The sequence below is a fragment of the Bradyrhizobium sp. BWA-3-5 genome, assembly GCF_032917985.1.
Classification (GTDB): Bacteria; Pseudomonadota; Alphaproteobacteria; order Rhizobiales; family Xanthobacteraceae; genus Bradyrhizobium.
The window spans coordinates 2,317,093-2,333,523 of record NZ_CP136626.1 but is presented as its reverse complement, the minus strand read 5'-3'; the positions used below and the strand labels follow the sequence as shown (position 1 = coordinate 2,333,523).

The window sequence follows — 16,431 nt, the reverse complement described above, 5'->3', positions numbered from 1 at the left end:
CGGCGCTGGTAGTCCGCGCCCATCACGGTCCCGCCCACTCTGCGCTCGGACCGCCCCGCCTTTCCGCAAGTATCATGCCGCCGGCAATACCGACGCCCAGCACGTACATCCATCCTTCGTGGAAGTCGAAAATGTGCGAGTTGAAGAGCGAGGTGAAGATGTTCTGCACCACAACGAGCAATCCGATCCAGGCCACGAGACCCTCGCCGCGAAACAGCCGCAGATGCACGAACCACATCGCATACAGCAGGACTACTCCGGCGATGCCCCACTGAACAGCAACCGCAAGTGTCTGGTTATGGGGGTTGCGGATGACCTGGGCCGTTACGTCCTGGCTCTCCCCGCTCGCGGCCTTCTGGAATAGGCCGAGCGTCGAGCCCGTGCCGTTGCCAATGATCGGCGCAGCGGCGATAAATTGGAGCGACTTCCGCCAGTATTCCAGCCTTAGCCCCACGGACGAGGCCGCGTTCTGCTGCTTGTAGATCCGATACTCGCTGACGATGGAAGCCGCCCTCTGCTGCAGTTGCGCCGAGACGAGAAAAGCTAGTCCTGTGAGAGCGACCAATCCGCAAGCGATGATCAGGCTGGTTCGCCATTTCAGGTGAAGCAGCGCGAACACCGCGATCATCACCGGAATCGTGACCATCGCGGTGCGCGAAACGATCACAAATGACATGTTGACGAGAAAGCCGAGCGACACGGCAACCAGAAGGACCGCCCGCCACAGCCGGTTCGCCTGTATCGAGCGGATGATCGGATAGGCCAGCGCCACCGCGCACAGCGCGAATTCCTGGCTCTGATCGATATAGTTCTTGACGAAGATGCCGGGCGCCCGCTCGGCGACCGGCTTCAGCGAAAGATTGGGATCGATCAGGACGATCCAGGACACCACCATCAGCAAGGTGCACGAAACCAGGAACGCGATGAACACCCACATTCCGCGTTTCGATCGAGAGAAATGGTAGAACAGGCCGGGCAGCACCAGCAGCTTCAGCAGAGGGCCGACGGACCAAAGCCGCGCGCCCCACGCCGCCTCCGACCACAGCGTGCCGACAGCAGCGAGAGCGGCAAACGCAAGCGGCAGGTAGCAGATCGGCTGTCGCAGCAACCGCCAGAACGCCCGCCAGTCCGTCACCCACGCCACGGCGCCGAGCCAGCAGGGCACGAAGATACTTGGCAGGGTCGTCGACCACGGCAGTGTGAGCGCAACCAGGATCGCAAAGACATCGGCGACGGTCGTCCAAATCGCACGGTCGCGCCAATAGCGCCGAAGTCCCGGCCGGGGCATTGGCATCGCATTCACGCTCACGCCTTGCCTCCCCGCGCGCGGCCCACCAGCGACGTCGTGCTGTGGCCGGGCAGAATATCGACCAGCATGACCTCGCCGCCAGCAGCCTCGACGATCTCGTGCCCGACGACCTGCTCGCGGGTGTAGTCGCCGCCCTTGACCAGCACGCTCGGCCTCACCTTTTTGATCAGCTCGATCGGCGTGTCTTCCTCGAAGATCGCGACCAGATCGACCGCCTCCAGCGCCGCCAGCACTTCGGCGCGCGCGCCCTCATCCTGAACCGGGCGCCCCTCGCCCTTCAAGCGCTTCACCGAGCCGTCGCTATTGAGCCCGACGATCAGGCGATCGCACGCGCCGCGCGCCGCCGTCAGCACCTTGACGTGACCGGGATGCAGAATGTCGAAGCAGCCATTGGTGAAGCCGATGCGCAATCCCTGCTTGCGCCAATCGGAAAGATGCGCATCGAGATCGCCGCCCAGAGTTACGATCTTCTCTTCGGCCGCGAGCGAGGCATGCGGCAGGATTTTGCGCCGCAGCTCCGCTCGCGTCACGGTCGCGGTGCCCTTCTTGCCGACCGCGACGGCCGCGGCCGCGTTCGCCATCCGCAGCGCGGTCTCCCAATCGGCATTGGCCGCCAGCGACAGCGCCAGCGCTGCTGCAACCGTATCGCCGGCGCCCGAGACGTCGCGCACCTTGACCGGCAGCGCCGGCACGTGGATCGCCTCGCCGCCACGCTTAACCAGCGTCATGCCGTGCTCGCTCTGCGTCACCAGCATGGCCTCGCAATCTGCAAGGTACATGGCGTCCTGCGCCGCACCGGCGATGTTCTGGTCGGTGTCGGCACGGCTTCGAGTAGCCTCGGCAAACTCCTTGCGGTTCGGGGTGAGCAGCGTGGCGCCGCGATAGATCGCGAAATTGGCGCTCTTGGGATCGACGATCACGCGCTTGCCGAGCTTTTTGGCGGCGTCGATGATATTGCGGATGACGCGCGCCGTTAGCACGCCCTTGGCGTAGTCGGACAGCAGCACGATGTCGGCGCGTGCCAGAAGCGGCAGGACGGCGTCGATCAGCCTCTGCTCCGTCTCGGGCGATGCCGGCGCCGCCAGCTCCCAGTCCGCGCGCAGCATGTGGGTGGAAAAATGCTCGGAGACGAAGCGCACCTTGCGCGTTGTCGGGCGGGAGGCATCCGACACCAGCACCGCCTCGATCAGCTTCTCCCGTGCCAGATCGCTCTTCAGCTTCGCGCCCGCCTCGTCCTCACCGACCAGGCCGGCAAAGATGCAGCGCCCGCCGAGGGAAGCGATGTTGCGCGCGACGTTGCCGGCGCCGCCGACATTGCTCTCGCTGCGCTGGACGGCGATGACAGGCGCCGGCGCTTCCGGCGAAACCCGCGACACCTCGCCATAGACGAACTCGTCGAGCATGAGATCGCCGACGCAGAGCACGGTCTGACGGGCAATCGCCTGGCTGAGGGCCTCGAAATCGAACATCTGTCTAACCGTTGCCCGTCAGCGAAAGCGATCGCTGCGATTGAGGAAATTCTTCACATAGGTCTCGACCGCGTCTTCGAGCGCGGTAAAGCCGCCATTATAGCCTGCCTGCCGGAGCCGCTCGACCTTGCTCTCGGTGAAATATTGGTAGGCTCCGCGGATCTGCTCGGGCATATCGACATATTCGATGTTCGGCGGCAGGCCGAGCGCCGTGTAAGCCGACAGGATCAGGTCCTTGAAGCTGCGTGCCTTGCCGGTGCCGACATTGAAGAGACCGCTGACCGATGGCGTGGCGAGCAGCCACATCACGACACGCACGACGTCGTCGACATAGATGAAGTCGCGACGCTGATCGCCGTCGGCGATCCCTTCTCGATGCGACTTGAACAATTGCACGACGCGCCCGTCCCTGATGTCGTCGAAGCGGCGCGCCAGCACGCTCATCATCGTGCCCTTGTGATACTCGTTGGGGCCGAACACATTGAAGAATTTCAGGCCCACGCATTGCGGCGGCAGCTTTTCGCTGCGCGTGGCGCGCTCGGCGACGGCCAAATCGAACAGGTTCTTGCTCCAGCCGTAGAGATTCATTGGCCTGAGCTGCTTCAGCGCCGCGACTGAGCCGTCGTCGTCAAAGCCCCTCTCGCCGTCGCCATAGGTCGCGGCCGAGGACGCATAGATCAGCGGCGTGGCGGTCGCGGTGCACCAATCGAGCAGCCGCAGCGGCGTCTTGAAATTGGCTTCCATGACAAGATCGCCGTCGGTCGCGGTGGTCGAGGAGATCGCACCGAGATGGATGACGGCATCGAGCCTGCGGCCTTGCAGCCATCCGATTAACTCGGCAGGCGGCACGAAATCGGCGAGCTGGCGCTTGGATAAGTTTCGCCACTTGCCGTCAGAACCAAGGATATCGCAGACCACAACGTCGCTGCGGCCGGCGTCATTCAACGCGGCCACGACGTTCGACCCGATAAAACCGGCTCCCCCGGTCACCAGCAGCATGCCGTCCCCTGCCATGATTGTCCGGTAAAAGCTTTGCCCCACTCCCGCGCGGCAGGCAACTTCGCCGCTTCGGCGAATCGATGGCCCATCGAATGGCTTTACCTGCCGGTGCGGAGCGGTTACCGACGGGGCCGCAATCGGTTAGCGGCGAATATCAAGATATGAATTTATATTCACAAAACGGGATCAAGATGGAGGACAGTGCCGATATCCGGCCGATCCTGATTGTTCCCTATATGTGGATTGGCGATTTCGTCCGCGGCCATACCGTGGTGCGGGTTCTGAAGCAGCGCTGGCCGAATCGCCCGGTCGACCTCCTGGTCACCCCCCTCTGTGCGCCGCTGGTCGATTACATGCCCGGTGTCCGGGCGGGCATCATCGTCGACCTGCCCCGCAGCCGGCTTGCGCTGGCGAGGCAGCGTAGTCTGGCCGCCGAACTGCGGGGCCGCGGCTATGGAACCGCCCTGGTCCTGCCCCGCACCTGGAAGGCGGCGATTGCACCCGCACTGGCCGGGATCCCCGAGCGCGTCGGCTTTTTCGGCGAGGCGCGATTCGGGCTGATCAACCGGATGCGCTGGGGTGAAAAAGCCCTGCCCCGCTTCATCGACAAGAACGCCGCGCTGGCGCTGCCCAATGGCGCGCCGCTGCCGCCAGAGTGGCCGGTGCCGCAGCTTGTCGTGCCGCCGGAACAGAGCGCACGCTGGCGGCAGGAAAACGGGCTCGGCACGGGCCCGGCCGTGGCGCTCGGCCCCGGCTCAGTCGGCGCCTCGAAACGCTGGACGTATTATCCACAGGCCGCGCGGCTCCTGATCGAGCGCGGAATCGATGTCTGGGTGGTCGGCGGCCCCGGCGAAAAGACGCTGGCGCAGGAGATCATCACCGCGACCGGCGGCAAGGCCCGTGACCTCACCGGCACTGATCTGCGCAACGGTATCCTGGCGATGGCCACGGCCGGCGTCGCGATCTCCAACGATTCCGGCCTGATGCACATCGCGGCGGCGATCGGCACCCCGACCATGGGCATTTTCGGGCCGACCAGTCCCTATCTCTGGGCGCCGCTCAACGGCCTTGCCGCCACAATTCTTCAAACCAAGGCCGAATTATCCTGCCAGCCCTGTCAGCGCACCACGTGCACGATGAACGATCATCGCTGCATGCGTGACATCGAACCCTCTTACGTGGTCGATGTAGCGCATCGTCTGCTGGTGAGCGCGAGCGGGAGCAGCGCGCCTTGACGCAAAAGTTGGCAGCCGCAACAATCTCCGTGGCCTCGATGCGTCCGTCTCGGGCGTGACGACACAAGACCAGCGGGCCATAGCGCAATGCTGTTCTCCAGTTACACCTTCCTTCTGTTCCTGCCGCTCGCCATCGCGGCGCTTGCGGTAGCTACTCAGGTCGGCCCGCGCACGCTGCTTGTAACCCTTCTTGCGCTCTCGCTGCTGTTCTACGGCTGGTTTCGCGTCGACTACATCCTGATCCTGATCGTTTCGGCCGCCGTCAATTTCTATCTCGCTGCACTCATCGAGCGAGGTGCCCGTCATTCGGTATTCTGGTTCGGCGTGATCTTCAACGTCACGCTTCTCGCCATCTTCAAATACGCCGACTTCCTCGTCTGGAACTTCGATATCGTTTTTCGTCAGCAATTCGCGCTGCCGAACATCGTCCTTCCGCTTGCGTTGTCGTTCATCACGTTCGAGCAGATTTCATTCCTATCGGATGTTCGCTCCAAGAAAGCCCACAAGGGCGACTTCCTGCGCTACCTGGTCTTCGTAACCTTTTTCCCGAAGCTGATCGCAGGTCCGATCATACGGTTTCGCGAGATGGCGCCCCAGCTCGCGCAAGCCGGGGTGCGCAGCAAGGAGCAAATCCTCACCGGCCTGTGCATCTTTTGCTTCGCCCTGTTCAAGAAGGTTGTCATAGCGGACAACCTCGCTCTGGTCGTCGATCCAACCATCGTTCGGCTGCAGGACGGTCTTGTGGGGCCGCTCGATGCGATCGCGGCGCTACTGGCCTATAGCGGACAGATCTATTTCGATTTCTCGGCATATTCCGAAATGGCGTTGGGAATCGCATGGATGCTCGGCGTTCAACTGCCGGTCAACTTCAACTCGCCTTACAAGGCTACCTCGATCATCGAGTTCTGGCGGCGCTGGCATATTACCCTGTCGTCGTTTCTCAGGGACTACATCTACTTTCCGCTCGGAGGTGGTCGCCTTGGCGCCCGCCGGACGGCGGCAAATCTGTTGATCGTGATGCTGATCGGCGGCCTTTGGCACGGAGCCGCCTGGACCTTTGTCGCATGGGGATTTGTCCACGGCGTTGCGTTGGTGGCGAACCATCGGGTCAGGCAATTGCCCATCGTTCAGCGCCTCGGCGAGCACTCAGCGTTTCGTTTCGGCGCATGGGCCTTGTCGATGAACATCGTTCTCGTCGCCTGGGCGCTGTTCAGATCGCCCGACTTCGCGACAGCGGGACGATGGCTGCTCTCGATCGTGGCCAATGCCGGCAACATACCTGCGACCACGGGTCCGCCCGACCATTGGCTGGTTGTCCTCGCAACGCTCTGGGCCCTGTTGCTGCCCAACCTTCCAAGGATATTCCGCATCGCAGCCGACCGCGACGCGATCGACTGGACCGCCCCGCCGGGCATACCGCTGCCGCCCGTCTGGGCATCCTCGGCCGCGGCTATTGCCCTTCTGGCCTCTCTGATCGGAATGGCACGGAATCAGCCAAATGCATTCATCTACTTCCAGTTTTAGTCTCCGCCTTGCCGCTTTCGTCGGCACGATCCTTGTCGCGGCATGCCTGTTGGAGATCTATTGCAGGACCTCCAAGCGCTTCGACAACGAGCAGACCATCATCATCCGGACGATTGCTGCGGATCGTTCGCGCAATGCGGTCTTTGGCGATTCGCATGTCGGCTTTACGCCGATGATCGAAGGTTACGGATTCTTTGGGTTGGCCGGACAGCAGCCGCACGAACTGCTCAACCTGGTGCACTTCCTGTTCGACGACAGGCAACCGGGCAAGGTCATCATCGAGGCCGCGCCGCAATGGGTCGGCGAATACCACAGGGGGCGGCAGCCGCTGCTCACCGCCGCGAACCTGCGGCCGCCGATCAGCCTGTTCGGTGTTCGCTTGCTGTCCGCGACGCCGTTGTATTCCGGCTCGCTGTTCAAATTCCTGATCGCGGACATGGTATCGCTGACCGCTTTCATCTCGCCGTCAAAGGCACAGCAGCCCTCGATCAACGCTTCGCTGGTTGGCCAATATGCGCGGGAATGGTCGCGCAAGCGGGAGGCCGGTGGAGAGGCCTTCAACTGGACACAGATCGAGCCGGACAAGCGCGAAGTCCTGACGACGGCACGGCTGTCTGAACAGAATCCGATTCGCGATTTCGAATCCTCGAACGCCCTGCGCGACTATGTTGCTGCGATACGTTTCCTGCGGGCACGCGGCGCACAGGTTTGCCTGTTCAGAACGCCAGTCACCGCTGAATATTCGAGGCTGAGCCAGGCCATGCCCGAACAACGCTTTGATGCATTCGACCAATGGATGGGCGGGTTTGCCGGCGCCGAGCGCCTACGGCTCGTTGATTTCCGGCAGCTTCCACTCGATTTCGACGACACCAGGTTCCTGAATCAGGATCACGTGACTGTCGCGCATGCCAAGGCAATGTGGCCGCTGGTCGACAAGGCCTGCTTCGACGGGATGTAATCAACATCTCGCTTTGCAAGATGGCTCAGTCCAGCCTGCGATAGACCGCGGCGATCGCGTTCGCTTCCGCTTCCAGGCTGAACTTCTCCACGACGCGCGCCCGCGCCCGCTCGCCCATGGCGGCCGCCGATGCCAGATTGCGCATCAGGGGCTCCAGTGCGGCGACCAGTGCGGCGGCATCGCCAGGCGGGATCAATACGCCGGTCACGCCATCCTCGACCACGAATTCGGCGGCGCCGGCGCGCGCGGCGACCAGCGCCGCGCCCGCGGCCATCGCTTCGATCAGCGTCAGGCCAAAGCCTTCGTTGCGCGAGGTGAAGGCATAGATCGTCAGCCGCTGATACCAGCGCTGCACTTCCTCGATCTCGAGCTCGCCGGTGATGACGATGCGCGATTGCAGGCCGGCCGCCTCGATCTTTTGTTTCAGGCCGCTGGCAAATCCCTGCTGCTCCGGCACGACCGCGCCGACGATCACGGCGGTGAAATCCGGATAGCGCGGCAACAGCTGGCACATCGCCTCGACGAAGACGTCCGTGCCTTTCTGCGCCCGCACCCGCCCGAAGCAGCCGATCGCGTAACGTCCCGGCAGCTTTGCCTCGGCAAACGCTGTCGCCCGGTCGGCCGGCGGCGCGTAGCGATCCGTATCGACGCCGTGCATCACCACCGTCGCTTCGCGCTTGAGGAACGACGCTGACAGGTCGGAAGTGGCGATCACGGCATCCATTTGCCGGATCAGCCAGCGCGTCAGCCGCTTGTGATGGCGCTGCGCCGCCGAGGTGAACACGAGCCGCAAGCGCCAGCCGAGCGCGCGCAGCAGCACGCCCGCGATCATCTCGTCATTGCGCCGGGCGTGCCAGATCAGGGGATCGCGGCGGCGCCACAGCTTCAACAGATCCGCAAACCCCATCCGTGCGATGCCGTCAGGCGCGTGCGGCCCGAGCCATGCCGCGCGGTACATCCGGGCGAGTTTCGGCGCCACCATCCGGTTGGTCGCGGTGACCCCGGAATAGCGCCGGTGCAGATTCGGCACGATAAGCTGCAGATCACTGGCCAGATTGTCGTCGATCGGCACTATCAGCTCCATTTCGGCCAGTTCCTATACGCAACATTAAGCATAGTGGCCAGTTGGGCCTGTGCCGAAACCTCCTCTTCACCCCGAGCCCCGTAGCATCGCCCCCAAATAAAAACGGGAGAGGTGTGCCATGACCGTGCTCGTCACAGGTGGCGCCGGCTATATTGGAAGTCACACGGTTCATGCGCTGGTCGACGCCGGCGAAAGCGTCGTCGTGATCGACAACCTTTCAACCGGATTTTCCTCGCTGCTGCCCCGCGCTGTGCCGCTGTTCATCGGCGATGCCGGCGACGAAAACCTCGTCGAGAACGTGATCGCACAGCATCGCGTCGAGAGCATCATCCATTTCGCCGGCTCCGTGGTGGTGCCGGATTCGATGCGCGATCCGCTCGGCTATTACCGCAACAACACCATGACCACCCGCAGCCTGATGAATGCGGCCGTGAAGGCCGGCATCAACAGCTTCATCTTCTCGTCGACGGCAGCCGTGTACGGCAATCCCGACCAGGTGCCGGTGCCGGAACATGCGCCGACGCGGCCGATGTCGCCTTACGGCTCCTCCAAGCTGATGACCGAGATCATGCTGCATGATGTCGCCAGCGCGCATGACATGAAGTATGTCGTGCTGCGCTATTTCAACGTCGCCGGCGCCGACCCGAACGGCCGCTGCGGCCTCTCGACCGTCGGCGCGACGCATCTGCTCAAGATCGCGGTGGAAGCCGCCACCGGCCAGCGCGCCAAGGTCGACGTCTACGGCACGGACTATCCGACGCCGGACGGAAGCTGCATCCGCGACTTCATCCATGTCAGCGATCTCGCAGAAGCCCACCGCTCCGCGCTGTCCTACCTGCGTGCCGGCGGCGGCTCGATCACGCTGAACTGCGGCTACGGCCGCGGCTATTCGGTCAAGGAGACCATCGAGGCGGTACGCCGGATTTCCATGCGCAATTTCGCAGTTTCCTACGCGCCGCGCCGCCCCGGCGACATCATGACCATGGTCGCCGATACCAGCCGGATCCGCTCGGTGCTGGACTGGACGCCGCACTATGACAATCTGGAGACCATTGCCGGCCACGCGCTGACCTGGGAGAAGCGCCTGTTCTCAGAGCGCGGCGGGCATCCGCAGCAGGCGGAATCGGCCTGAAATCAGGCGCTTATTTGGCTTGAAAAACCCCGCTTTAGCAGGCAAGGAGGCATCGCACGAGCCCTGACGCGCCGGGTATCCAGGCGCCGTCAATGGAACGCGGATGACCGAACTTCCTAAGAAACCGACCCGAAAAATCACCGACGATCCCTATGGCGCGGCGATCCTGATTCGCCGCCTCGTGATGGAACAGGGCATCGTCTACTGGCGCCGCTATTTGCTGGCGTTCGCGCTCATGGGCCTTGCCGCCGCCGCCACCGCGGGTTCGGCCTATATCCTGGGCCAGGTGATCAACCAGGCCTATGTCGACAAGAACGTGATGGGCATCGCGCTGTTGTCCGGCGTCACGGTGATCCTCTTGTTCATCAAGGGCGTGGCGACCTATGGCCACCAGGTGATCCTGTCGAAGATCGGCAACGCCATCCTCGCCAACAACCAGCGGCGGCTGTTCGCCAAGCTGATGAACGAAAGCATCGGCTTCTATTCGCAGCGCCATTCGTCGGAATTTCTGGCCCGGCTGACCTCGGGCGCACGCTCCATCACCGAGGTGATGGAGCTCCTGATCAACGCGGTCGGGCGCGACGTGCTGCTATTGATTTCGCTGGTCGGCGTGATGGTCGCCCAGGATCCGGTCCTGTCGCTGATCGGCCTTCTGGTGGTGCCGCCAGCCATGCTGTTCTTGCGCAAGCTGGTGAAGCGCATCAAGGGCCTCGCCCACAGCCAGTTCACCGGCAGCGCCGACATCATGGAGACCATGCAGGAGGCGCTGCAGGGCATCCGCACCGTGAAGGCGTTCACGCTCGAAGAGGCCATGCAGCGGCAGATCGACGAGAACATTGGGATCGTCGAGCGCAATTCCAACAAGATGGCGCGGGTGTCCAACCGCGCCAATCCGCTGATGGAAATGCTCGGCGGCTTTGCCGTGGCGGGCTGCCTGCTCTATGGCGGCTACAGCGTGGTCGCGCTCGGCGCGACGCCCGGCCAGTTCTTCTCCTTCATGACGGCGTTTTTGCTGGCGACCGAGCCCGCCAAGCGCCTGTCGCGGCTCAACATCGACCTGAACAGCAAGCTGGTCGGCGCCCGCATGCTGCTCGAGATCGTCGATAGCCCGGCGAGCGAGCCGCCCGACGACGACAAGCCAGCACTGAAACTCTTGAACGCGCGGGTCGAATTCCGCGACGTCACCTTTGCCTACCGGATCGACGAGCCGGTCCTGAAGAACATGAGCTTCGTCGCCGAGCCCGGCAAGACCACCGCCCTGGTCGGCCCGTCCGGCGGCGGCAAATCCACCGTGCTCGCGCTGCTGCTGCGGCTCTATGAAGTGAACCAGGGCGACATCCTGATCGACGGCCAGAACATATCAGGCGTGTCGCGGCGCTCGCTGCGGCGGCAGAGCGGCTATGTCGGACAGGACGTCTACCTATTCCGCGACACGATCGGCGCCAACATCGCCTTCGGCAAGGATGGCGCCACGCAGGACGAGATCGTGGCGGCGGCGAAAGCGGCCTGCGCACACGACTTCATCATGGGCTTTCCGCTCGGCTACGACACCCAGGTCGGCGAGCACGGCACCCAGCTTTCCGGCGGCCAGCGCCAACGCATCGCGGTGGCGCGGGCGCTGATCCGCAACGCGCCGATCATCCTGCTCGATGAAGCGACTGCGGCGCTGGATTCGGAATCCGAAAAGGCGGTGCAGGAGGCAATCGATCACCTCTGCCAGAACCGCACCACCATCGTGATCGCCCACCGCCTGCACACCATCATGCACGCCGATACAATCCTGGTGGTCGAGGGCGGCGAGATCGTCGAGCGCGGCCAACACGACGATTTGCTGCGCCGCGGCGGCCGCTATGCCTCGTTCTTCCGCCTGCAGCAGCGCGATGCCGGTCACCCAAGTCTGGCGCCGGTCGGCGCAACCGCGTAAAAGGCAACCCGCCGGTTTTCCCGTTGTAACCACCCGAGACCATTTTCATGAACGCAGCTTCCTACGTCATCGCAGCCGTCCCGCAGCCCTCGCTTCCCGTCGTCGGTGAGGCCGGCGTCTATCCGGTCCGCCGCATCTGGTGCGTCGGGCGCAACTATCTCGAGCACATCAGAGAGATGGGCAATGACGAGCGCGCCCCGCCGTTCTTCTTTGCCAAGCACGCCGACATGCTGGTGCCCGATGGCGCGACAATCCCCTATCCGCCGCTGACCAAGGACCTGCATCACGAGGTCGAGTTGATCGTCGCGATGAAGAGCGGCGGCCTCAATATTCCCACCGAGAAGGCGCTCGATCATGTCTACGGCTACGCCGTCGGCATCGACCTCACCCGCCGCGACCTGCAGATCGCCTCGCGCAAGAAGGAGCGGCCGTGGGAGATCGGCAAGTCATTCGATTATTCCGCGCCCTGCTCGGCGATCCAGCCGGCGTTCAAGATCGGCCATCCCACCAAGGGCAAGATCTGGCTGACCGTGAACGGCAAGGAAGCGCAAAAGGGCGACCTCACCGAACTGATCTGGAACGTGCCCGAAATCATCTGGCAGCTCTCGCAGCAGGTAAAACTCGCCGCCGGCGACATCATCATGACGGGCACGCCGGCCGGCGTCTCCCAGCTGCAACCCGGCGACAGGCTCGAATGCGGCGTCGACGGCGTCGGCACGCTCAAGGTCAATATCGGCAAGCCGGAATAACGGCGTCACAACGCGTGCACTCAACAGGAAGCCCCGGATCTCGGTCCGGGGCTTTTTCGTTGCCGCGGAAATGGGTGCGTAGGATGGGTAGAGCGCAGCGAAACCCATCATCTCGCAGCGCGCACCGGAATCGATGGGTTTCGCTGCGCTCTACCCATCCTACGGCACTGCGTCCAGACTCATGCCCGCGACCGCCTCCGGGCACGTCCCCCTATGCCGGTTGCATGATCCGCAAAACTGCCGCAGATTTCGGCTATTGCCGGCACATAACGGCGAACATCAGATCGGAGGAACGTCCATGATCAAGGTCAGCGTAATGTATCCCAACACACCGGGCGGACGCTTCGATCACGATTACTACCGCGACAAGCACATGCCGCTGGTGAAGGCGCGCATGGGCGATGCCTGCAAGTACTACACCATCGACAAGGGCCTCGCCGGCGGCGCCCCCGGCGCTCCCGCGACTTATGTCGGCATGTGCCACATCTTCTGCGACTCCATCGAGGCCTTCCAGACCGGCTTCGGGCCGCACGCCAAGGAGATCATGGCCGACATTCCGAACTATACTGACCAGTCTCCGGTAATCCAGATCAGCGAAGTGGTCGTCGGCCATTAGCGTAGCGCCCCGGTCGAGGCATAGGGCGTTTAGCGAAGCGTAACCCGCCGATTTCATGACGTGTGTAACTGTTGCGCAGGACCGTTGTGAGATGGCGGGTTACTTGGGAGCGACCAATTGCGGGATCGCGAAGTCATATTCCGCTGTCATCCCCCGCGCAGGCGGGTGACCCAGTATTCCAGAGACAGCAGTGATAGAACCGATAAGCCGCGGCGCACTGCATCCCCGCCTGCGCGTCGCCTGCGCGGGGATGACAGTCCAATACCCCTCATCGCAGCGCCGACAACACGATCAACCCGACGATCCCGACCATCAGCGAATATTTCAGCGTGTAGTAGACCGTGCGGTTCCACGCCTTGACCTTGCGGCTGGCGAGATGGGCTTCATAGAGCTTGCCGAACACCTTGTTCAGCGCGCCGACATGCTCGCCTTCCATGTTCTGGGTCGCGGAGGCCTTGACGATGTGGTGGCTGACCCAGCGGTTGATCGCGGTCATGAAGCCGAACTTCATCGGGCGCTCGACGTCGCAGAACAGGATGATGCGGTTGACGTCGGTGGCGTTTTCGGCGCTGTGGATGAACGTCTCGTCGAACATGAAGGCTTCGCCGTCGCGCCAGACGCATGGCACGCCGTCGACCAGGATCCGGCACCTGTCCGAATTGGGCGTGACGAGGCCGAGGTGGTAGCGCAGCGAGCCGGCAAAGGGATCGCGGTGCGCGCCGAGCTTGCCGCCGGGCGGCAGCATGGCGAACATCGCGCCGTGCACCGTCGGGATCGAATTCAACAGTTCAACCGTCTTCGGACACAGTGAACGCGCCGAGGGAAGAAAGTCGTCGTACCATTTGAGATAAAAGCGTTTCCAGCCGCTCTTGAAGAACGAGTAGAAGCCCCAGTCGTTGTTCTTGGCTGCGGCGCGGATGAAACCTTCGTCGAATAGCCGTACCGCCTCCTCGCGGATGGTCTCCCAGTTCTCGCTGAGTTTTGCCAACTCCGGAAATCGCTCGACCGGGATCACCGGCTGGTTCGGAATCGCCGAGCCCGCATACATCAGCACATTATAGGGCGCGAGATAGGTCGAGTGATCGCCGATCTGGCGCGTGATCCGAAGCCGCTCGCGGCTGCGGAAGTGCACATAGAGCGTGGATGCGACGAGGATGTAGAGAACGACAAGTTGTGGCGCGAAAATCTGCTGGAGCATTTTCCGGTTCCTGTACCTGTGATGCGCGAATCGGATCCGCGGCCAGGAAATTCGGGGGTGCTATGTTCCGTTAGGCTACATTTCCGCGTATTTCATCATGCGCGCAGCCGAGTATCAAGGGTTTCAACACGGGCTCAAGAAAACGTCAGCGCGAAGAGATGACGAACGCCGCGCGCTCCAGGATGCGGATAGACTGCAGAGCTGCCGAGCCGGTCCTCACCCCCGCAGCGCCTGCAGGCCCTTGAACGTGAGGCGCTTGGGATCGCGGACGCCGGCGAGATAGCATTTGCGGACGAAGGCGGCGGCCGCCTCGCGGTCGCAATCGGTGAGCGCCACGATGGCGTCGATGGCAATTCGCTGGGCGTCCATGGGCTTCCTCGTGCTGTCAGGGCCGCAAGTCACGCAGCGTAGCGGCACGCCGGTTAATCCGGCGTTAACCCTGTGGGCACCTTGGACGATTCGAAAGAACTTACGTATACGCGAAACGACGCATGGGACGAGCGGACGCAGCCGCCCGATGCCACCTCGAATACGGCGTCACGAATACTGCATCACCCCGTCATCGACCTTGCCGTAGCGCAAGGTCACGATGTCGAGCGCGTAGTTCTGGTACAGCCGCCATGGCCGCTTCGAGCCCTGCTTGGGCAGTTTCGCGATCGAGCGCTGCACATAGCCGGAGGAGAAATCGAGCGAGGGCAGTTCCGTCACGTCAGGATCGACATTATGCGGCATGCACTGCTTGTAGCCGTTCCGATCCATGTAGTTGATGAGACGGCAGACATATTCGCAAGTCAGATCGCATTTCAGCGTCCAGGACGCGTTGGTGTAGCCGAACGCCGAGGCCATGTTGGGGATATCCGAATACATCATGCCCTTGTAGTTCAGCGTCCGCGCGAAATCGATCGCGCGGCCGTCGACGCTGACCTCGAGGCCTCCGACCACCTGCAGCACGAGCCCAGTCGCGGTGACGACGATGTCGGCCTCGAGCTCGCTGCCGTCCTTCAGCCTGATGCCACGCCTGGTGAAGGTGTCGATTTCATTGGTGACGACCGAAGCGCGCTTGTCGCGGATCGACTTGAAGAGATCGCCATCCGGCACCAGGCAGAGCCGCTGCTCCCAGGGATTGTATCGCGGCGTGAAATGTTTTCCGACGTCGTATTCCGGGCCCAGCGCCATCTTGACGCCGCCGAGGATGAGCTGCTTGGCGCGGTCGGGCTTGCGGCGGCAGAGCTGGAAGAAATACATGCCGAACAGCACGTTGCGCCAGCGGATCAGGTGGTAGGCCAGTTTGGCGGAAAGGTTCTTGCGCAGCTTGTTGGCCAGCGCATCTTCCGCCGGCCGCGCCACCACATAGGTCGGCGAGCGCTGCAGCATGGTGACGTGGCTTGCAGTTTTGGCCAACTCCGGCACCAGCGTCACCGCGGTTGCGCCAGAGCCGATCACCACCACGCGCTTGCCGGCGTAATCGAGAGCCTCGGGCCATTTCTGCGGATGCACGATCTTGCCTTCGAAGTCCGCCGTGCCCGAAAATTCCGGCGTATAGCCTTCCTCGTATTTGTAATAGCCCGAGCACATGAACAGGAAATTGCACGTGAAGCGCGCGGTCTCGGTCGCCCCCTCGCCCGCGATGCGTTCGACCTCCACCGTCCAGCGTGAATCCGGCGACGACCAGGATGCGCGCTTGACGCGGTGCTGGAAGCGGATGTGCTTGTCGATGCCATTCTCGGTCGCGGTCTGCCGCACATAGTTCAGGATGCGCGGCCCGTCGGCGATCGCCTTTGGCTCGGTCCAGGGGCGGAACGAATAGCCGAGCGTGTACATGTCGCTGTCGGACCGGATGCCGGGATAGCGAAACAGATCCCAGGTGCCGCCGATGCAGTCGCGCCCTTCGAGGATCACGTAGCTCTTGGCGGGGCACTTCTCCTGCAGGTGATAGCCCGCGCCAATGCCGGAAAGTCCGGCGCCGACGATGAGGACGTCGAAATGCTCTGGCGTATCGGTCATGGCGTTCTCCCTGCTTTCAGATGTAATGGGCAGCAGGCAGAAATTGCAACTCGCATGTGCGCCGGCCGTCGCGATACATGCTGTATCGAAATAGCGGCCGCGGCGCCTCTGTTGCGAAAACGCTGAAAACAATCCGCGTTATTCCGCCAGCCAGCAAAAAGCCCCGGATCGCTCCGAGGCTTTTCGAGGCTTTCGCGTTTAGGGCGGCGGGTGTGCCGCAGCCCGTCCGA

The 16,431-nt window shown here is 62.9% G+C and carries 14 protein-coding genes; 7 read left to right on the top strand and 7 right to left on the bottom strand.

All coding sequences use genetic code 11. From position 1 onward, the window contains the following. Positions 1 to 22 precede the first annotated feature (22 nt). Genes RX331_RS11190 through rfaD form a run of 3 tightly spaced genes read right to left on the bottom strand, consistent with a single transcriptional unit; the run spans position 23 to position 3,777 of the window. Positions 23 to 1,294: an O-antigen ligase family protein gene (locus tag RX331_RS11190; RefSeq protein ID WP_410708266.1), complete on the bottom strand. Its 1,272-nt coding sequence runs from the start codon at positions 1,292 to 1,294 to the stop codon at positions 23 to 25. Positions 1,295 to 1,305: 11 nt separating this feature from the next. Beyond that, positions 1,306 to 2,778, bottom strand: coding sequence for a D-glycero-beta-D-manno-heptose-7-phosphate kinase (rfaE1, locus tag RX331_RS11185; protein WP_317256617.1), 1,473 nt, complete (start codon positions 2,776 to 2,778; stop codon positions 1,306 to 1,308). A gap of 18 nt (positions 2,779 to 2,796) precedes the next feature. Beyond that, entirely contained in the window at positions 2,797 to 3,777 is a 981-nt protein-coding gene (gene rfaD / locus RX331_RS11180; RefSeq protein ID WP_317256616.1) for an ADP-glyceromanno-heptose 6-epimerase, read from the bottom strand. Positions 3,778 to 3,968: 191 nt separating this feature from the next. Here rfaD and waaF point away from each other — a divergent pair, with 191 nt between their 5' ends. From waaF to RX331_RS11165, 3 genes are all read left to right on the top strand, one after another. Further along, the gene (gene waaF / locus RX331_RS11175; protein WP_317256615.1) at positions 3,969 to 5,012 is read left to right on the top strand and encodes a lipopolysaccharide heptosyltransferase II; all 1,044 of its coding nucleotides are present in this window, start codon (positions 3,969 to 3,971) and stop codon (positions 5,010 to 5,012) included. 87 nt (positions 5,013 to 5,099) lie between these two features. Beyond that, positions 5,100 to 6,536: an MBOAT family O-acyltransferase gene (locus RX331_RS11170; RefSeq protein WP_317256614.1), complete on the top strand. Its 1,437-nt coding sequence runs from the start codon at positions 5,100 to 5,102 to the stop codon at positions 6,534 to 6,536. Continuing rightward, positions 6,511 to 7,494, top strand: coding sequence for a hypothetical protein (locus tag RX331_RS11165; protein WP_317256613.1), 984 nt, complete (start codon positions 6,511 to 6,513; stop codon positions 7,492 to 7,494). The genes RX331_RS11170 and RX331_RS11165 overlap by 26 nt, the downstream gene beginning before the upstream one ends. Positions 7,495 to 7,519: 25 nt before the next feature. Here the strand turns inward: RX331_RS11165 and RX331_RS11160 are convergent, their stop codons facing one another. Then, on the bottom strand, positions 7,520 to 8,578 hold the full coding sequence (locus tag RX331_RS11160; protein ID WP_317256612.1) for a glycosyltransferase family 4 protein: 1,059 nt from the start codon (positions 8,576 to 8,578) through the stop codon (positions 7,520 to 7,522). A gap of 118 nt (positions 8,579 to 8,696) precedes the next feature. Here RX331_RS11160 and galE point away from each other — a divergent pair, with 118 nt between their 5' ends. The 4 genes from galE (at position 8,697) to RX331_RS11140 (ending at position 12,999) form a co-directional block, all read left to right on the top strand. Continuing rightward, on the top strand, positions 8,697 to 9,710 hold the full coding sequence (galE, locus tag RX331_RS11155) for a UDP-glucose 4-epimerase GalE (RefSeq protein WP_317256611.1): 1,014 nt from the start codon (positions 8,697 to 8,699) through the stop codon (positions 9,708 to 9,710). 103 nt (positions 9,711 to 9,813) lie between these two features. After that, a complete protein-coding gene (locus RX331_RS11150; RefSeq protein ID WP_317256610.1) occupies positions 9,814 to 11,634 on the top strand; it encodes an ABC transporter ATP-binding protein in 1,821 nt (606 codons plus the stop codon). A 47-nt stretch (positions 11,635 to 11,681) separates the two neighbouring features. Then, positions 11,682 to 12,383, top strand: a complete 702-nt coding sequence (locus RX331_RS11145) for a fumarylacetoacetate hydrolase family protein (RefSeq protein WP_317256609.1) — start codon at positions 11,682 to 11,684, stop codon at positions 12,381 to 12,383. Positions 12,384 to 12,681: 298 nt separating this feature from the next. Beyond that, positions 12,682 to 12,999: an EthD family reductase gene (locus tag RX331_RS11140; RefSeq protein ID WP_283033381.1), complete on the top strand. Its 318-nt coding sequence runs from the start codon at positions 12,682 to 12,684 to the stop codon at positions 12,997 to 12,999. A gap of 268 nt (positions 13,000 to 13,267) precedes the next feature. Here the strand turns inward: RX331_RS11140 and RX331_RS11135 are convergent, their stop codons facing one another. The 3 genes from RX331_RS11135 to RX331_RS11125 form a co-directional block, all read right to left on the bottom strand. Continuing rightward, positions 13,268 to 14,197 (bottom strand): aspartyl/asparaginyl beta-hydroxylase domain-containing protein, encoded by a 930-nt coding sequence (locus tag RX331_RS11135; RefSeq protein ID WP_317256608.1) that lies wholly within the window; start codon positions 14,195 to 14,197, stop codon positions 13,268 to 13,270. A 216-nt stretch (positions 14,198 to 14,413) separates the two neighbouring features. Continuing rightward, positions 14,414 to 14,566, bottom strand: coding sequence for a hypothetical protein (locus RX331_RS11130; protein ID WP_199805542.1), 153 nt, complete (start codon positions 14,564 to 14,566; stop codon positions 14,414 to 14,416). A gap of 168 nt (positions 14,567 to 14,734) precedes the next feature. After that, positions 14,735 to 16,201, bottom strand: coding sequence for an NAD(P)/FAD-dependent oxidoreductase (locus RX331_RS11125; protein WP_317256607.1), 1,467 nt, complete (start codon positions 16,199 to 16,201; stop codon positions 14,735 to 14,737). Positions 16,202 to 16,431: the final 230 nt, after the last annotated feature.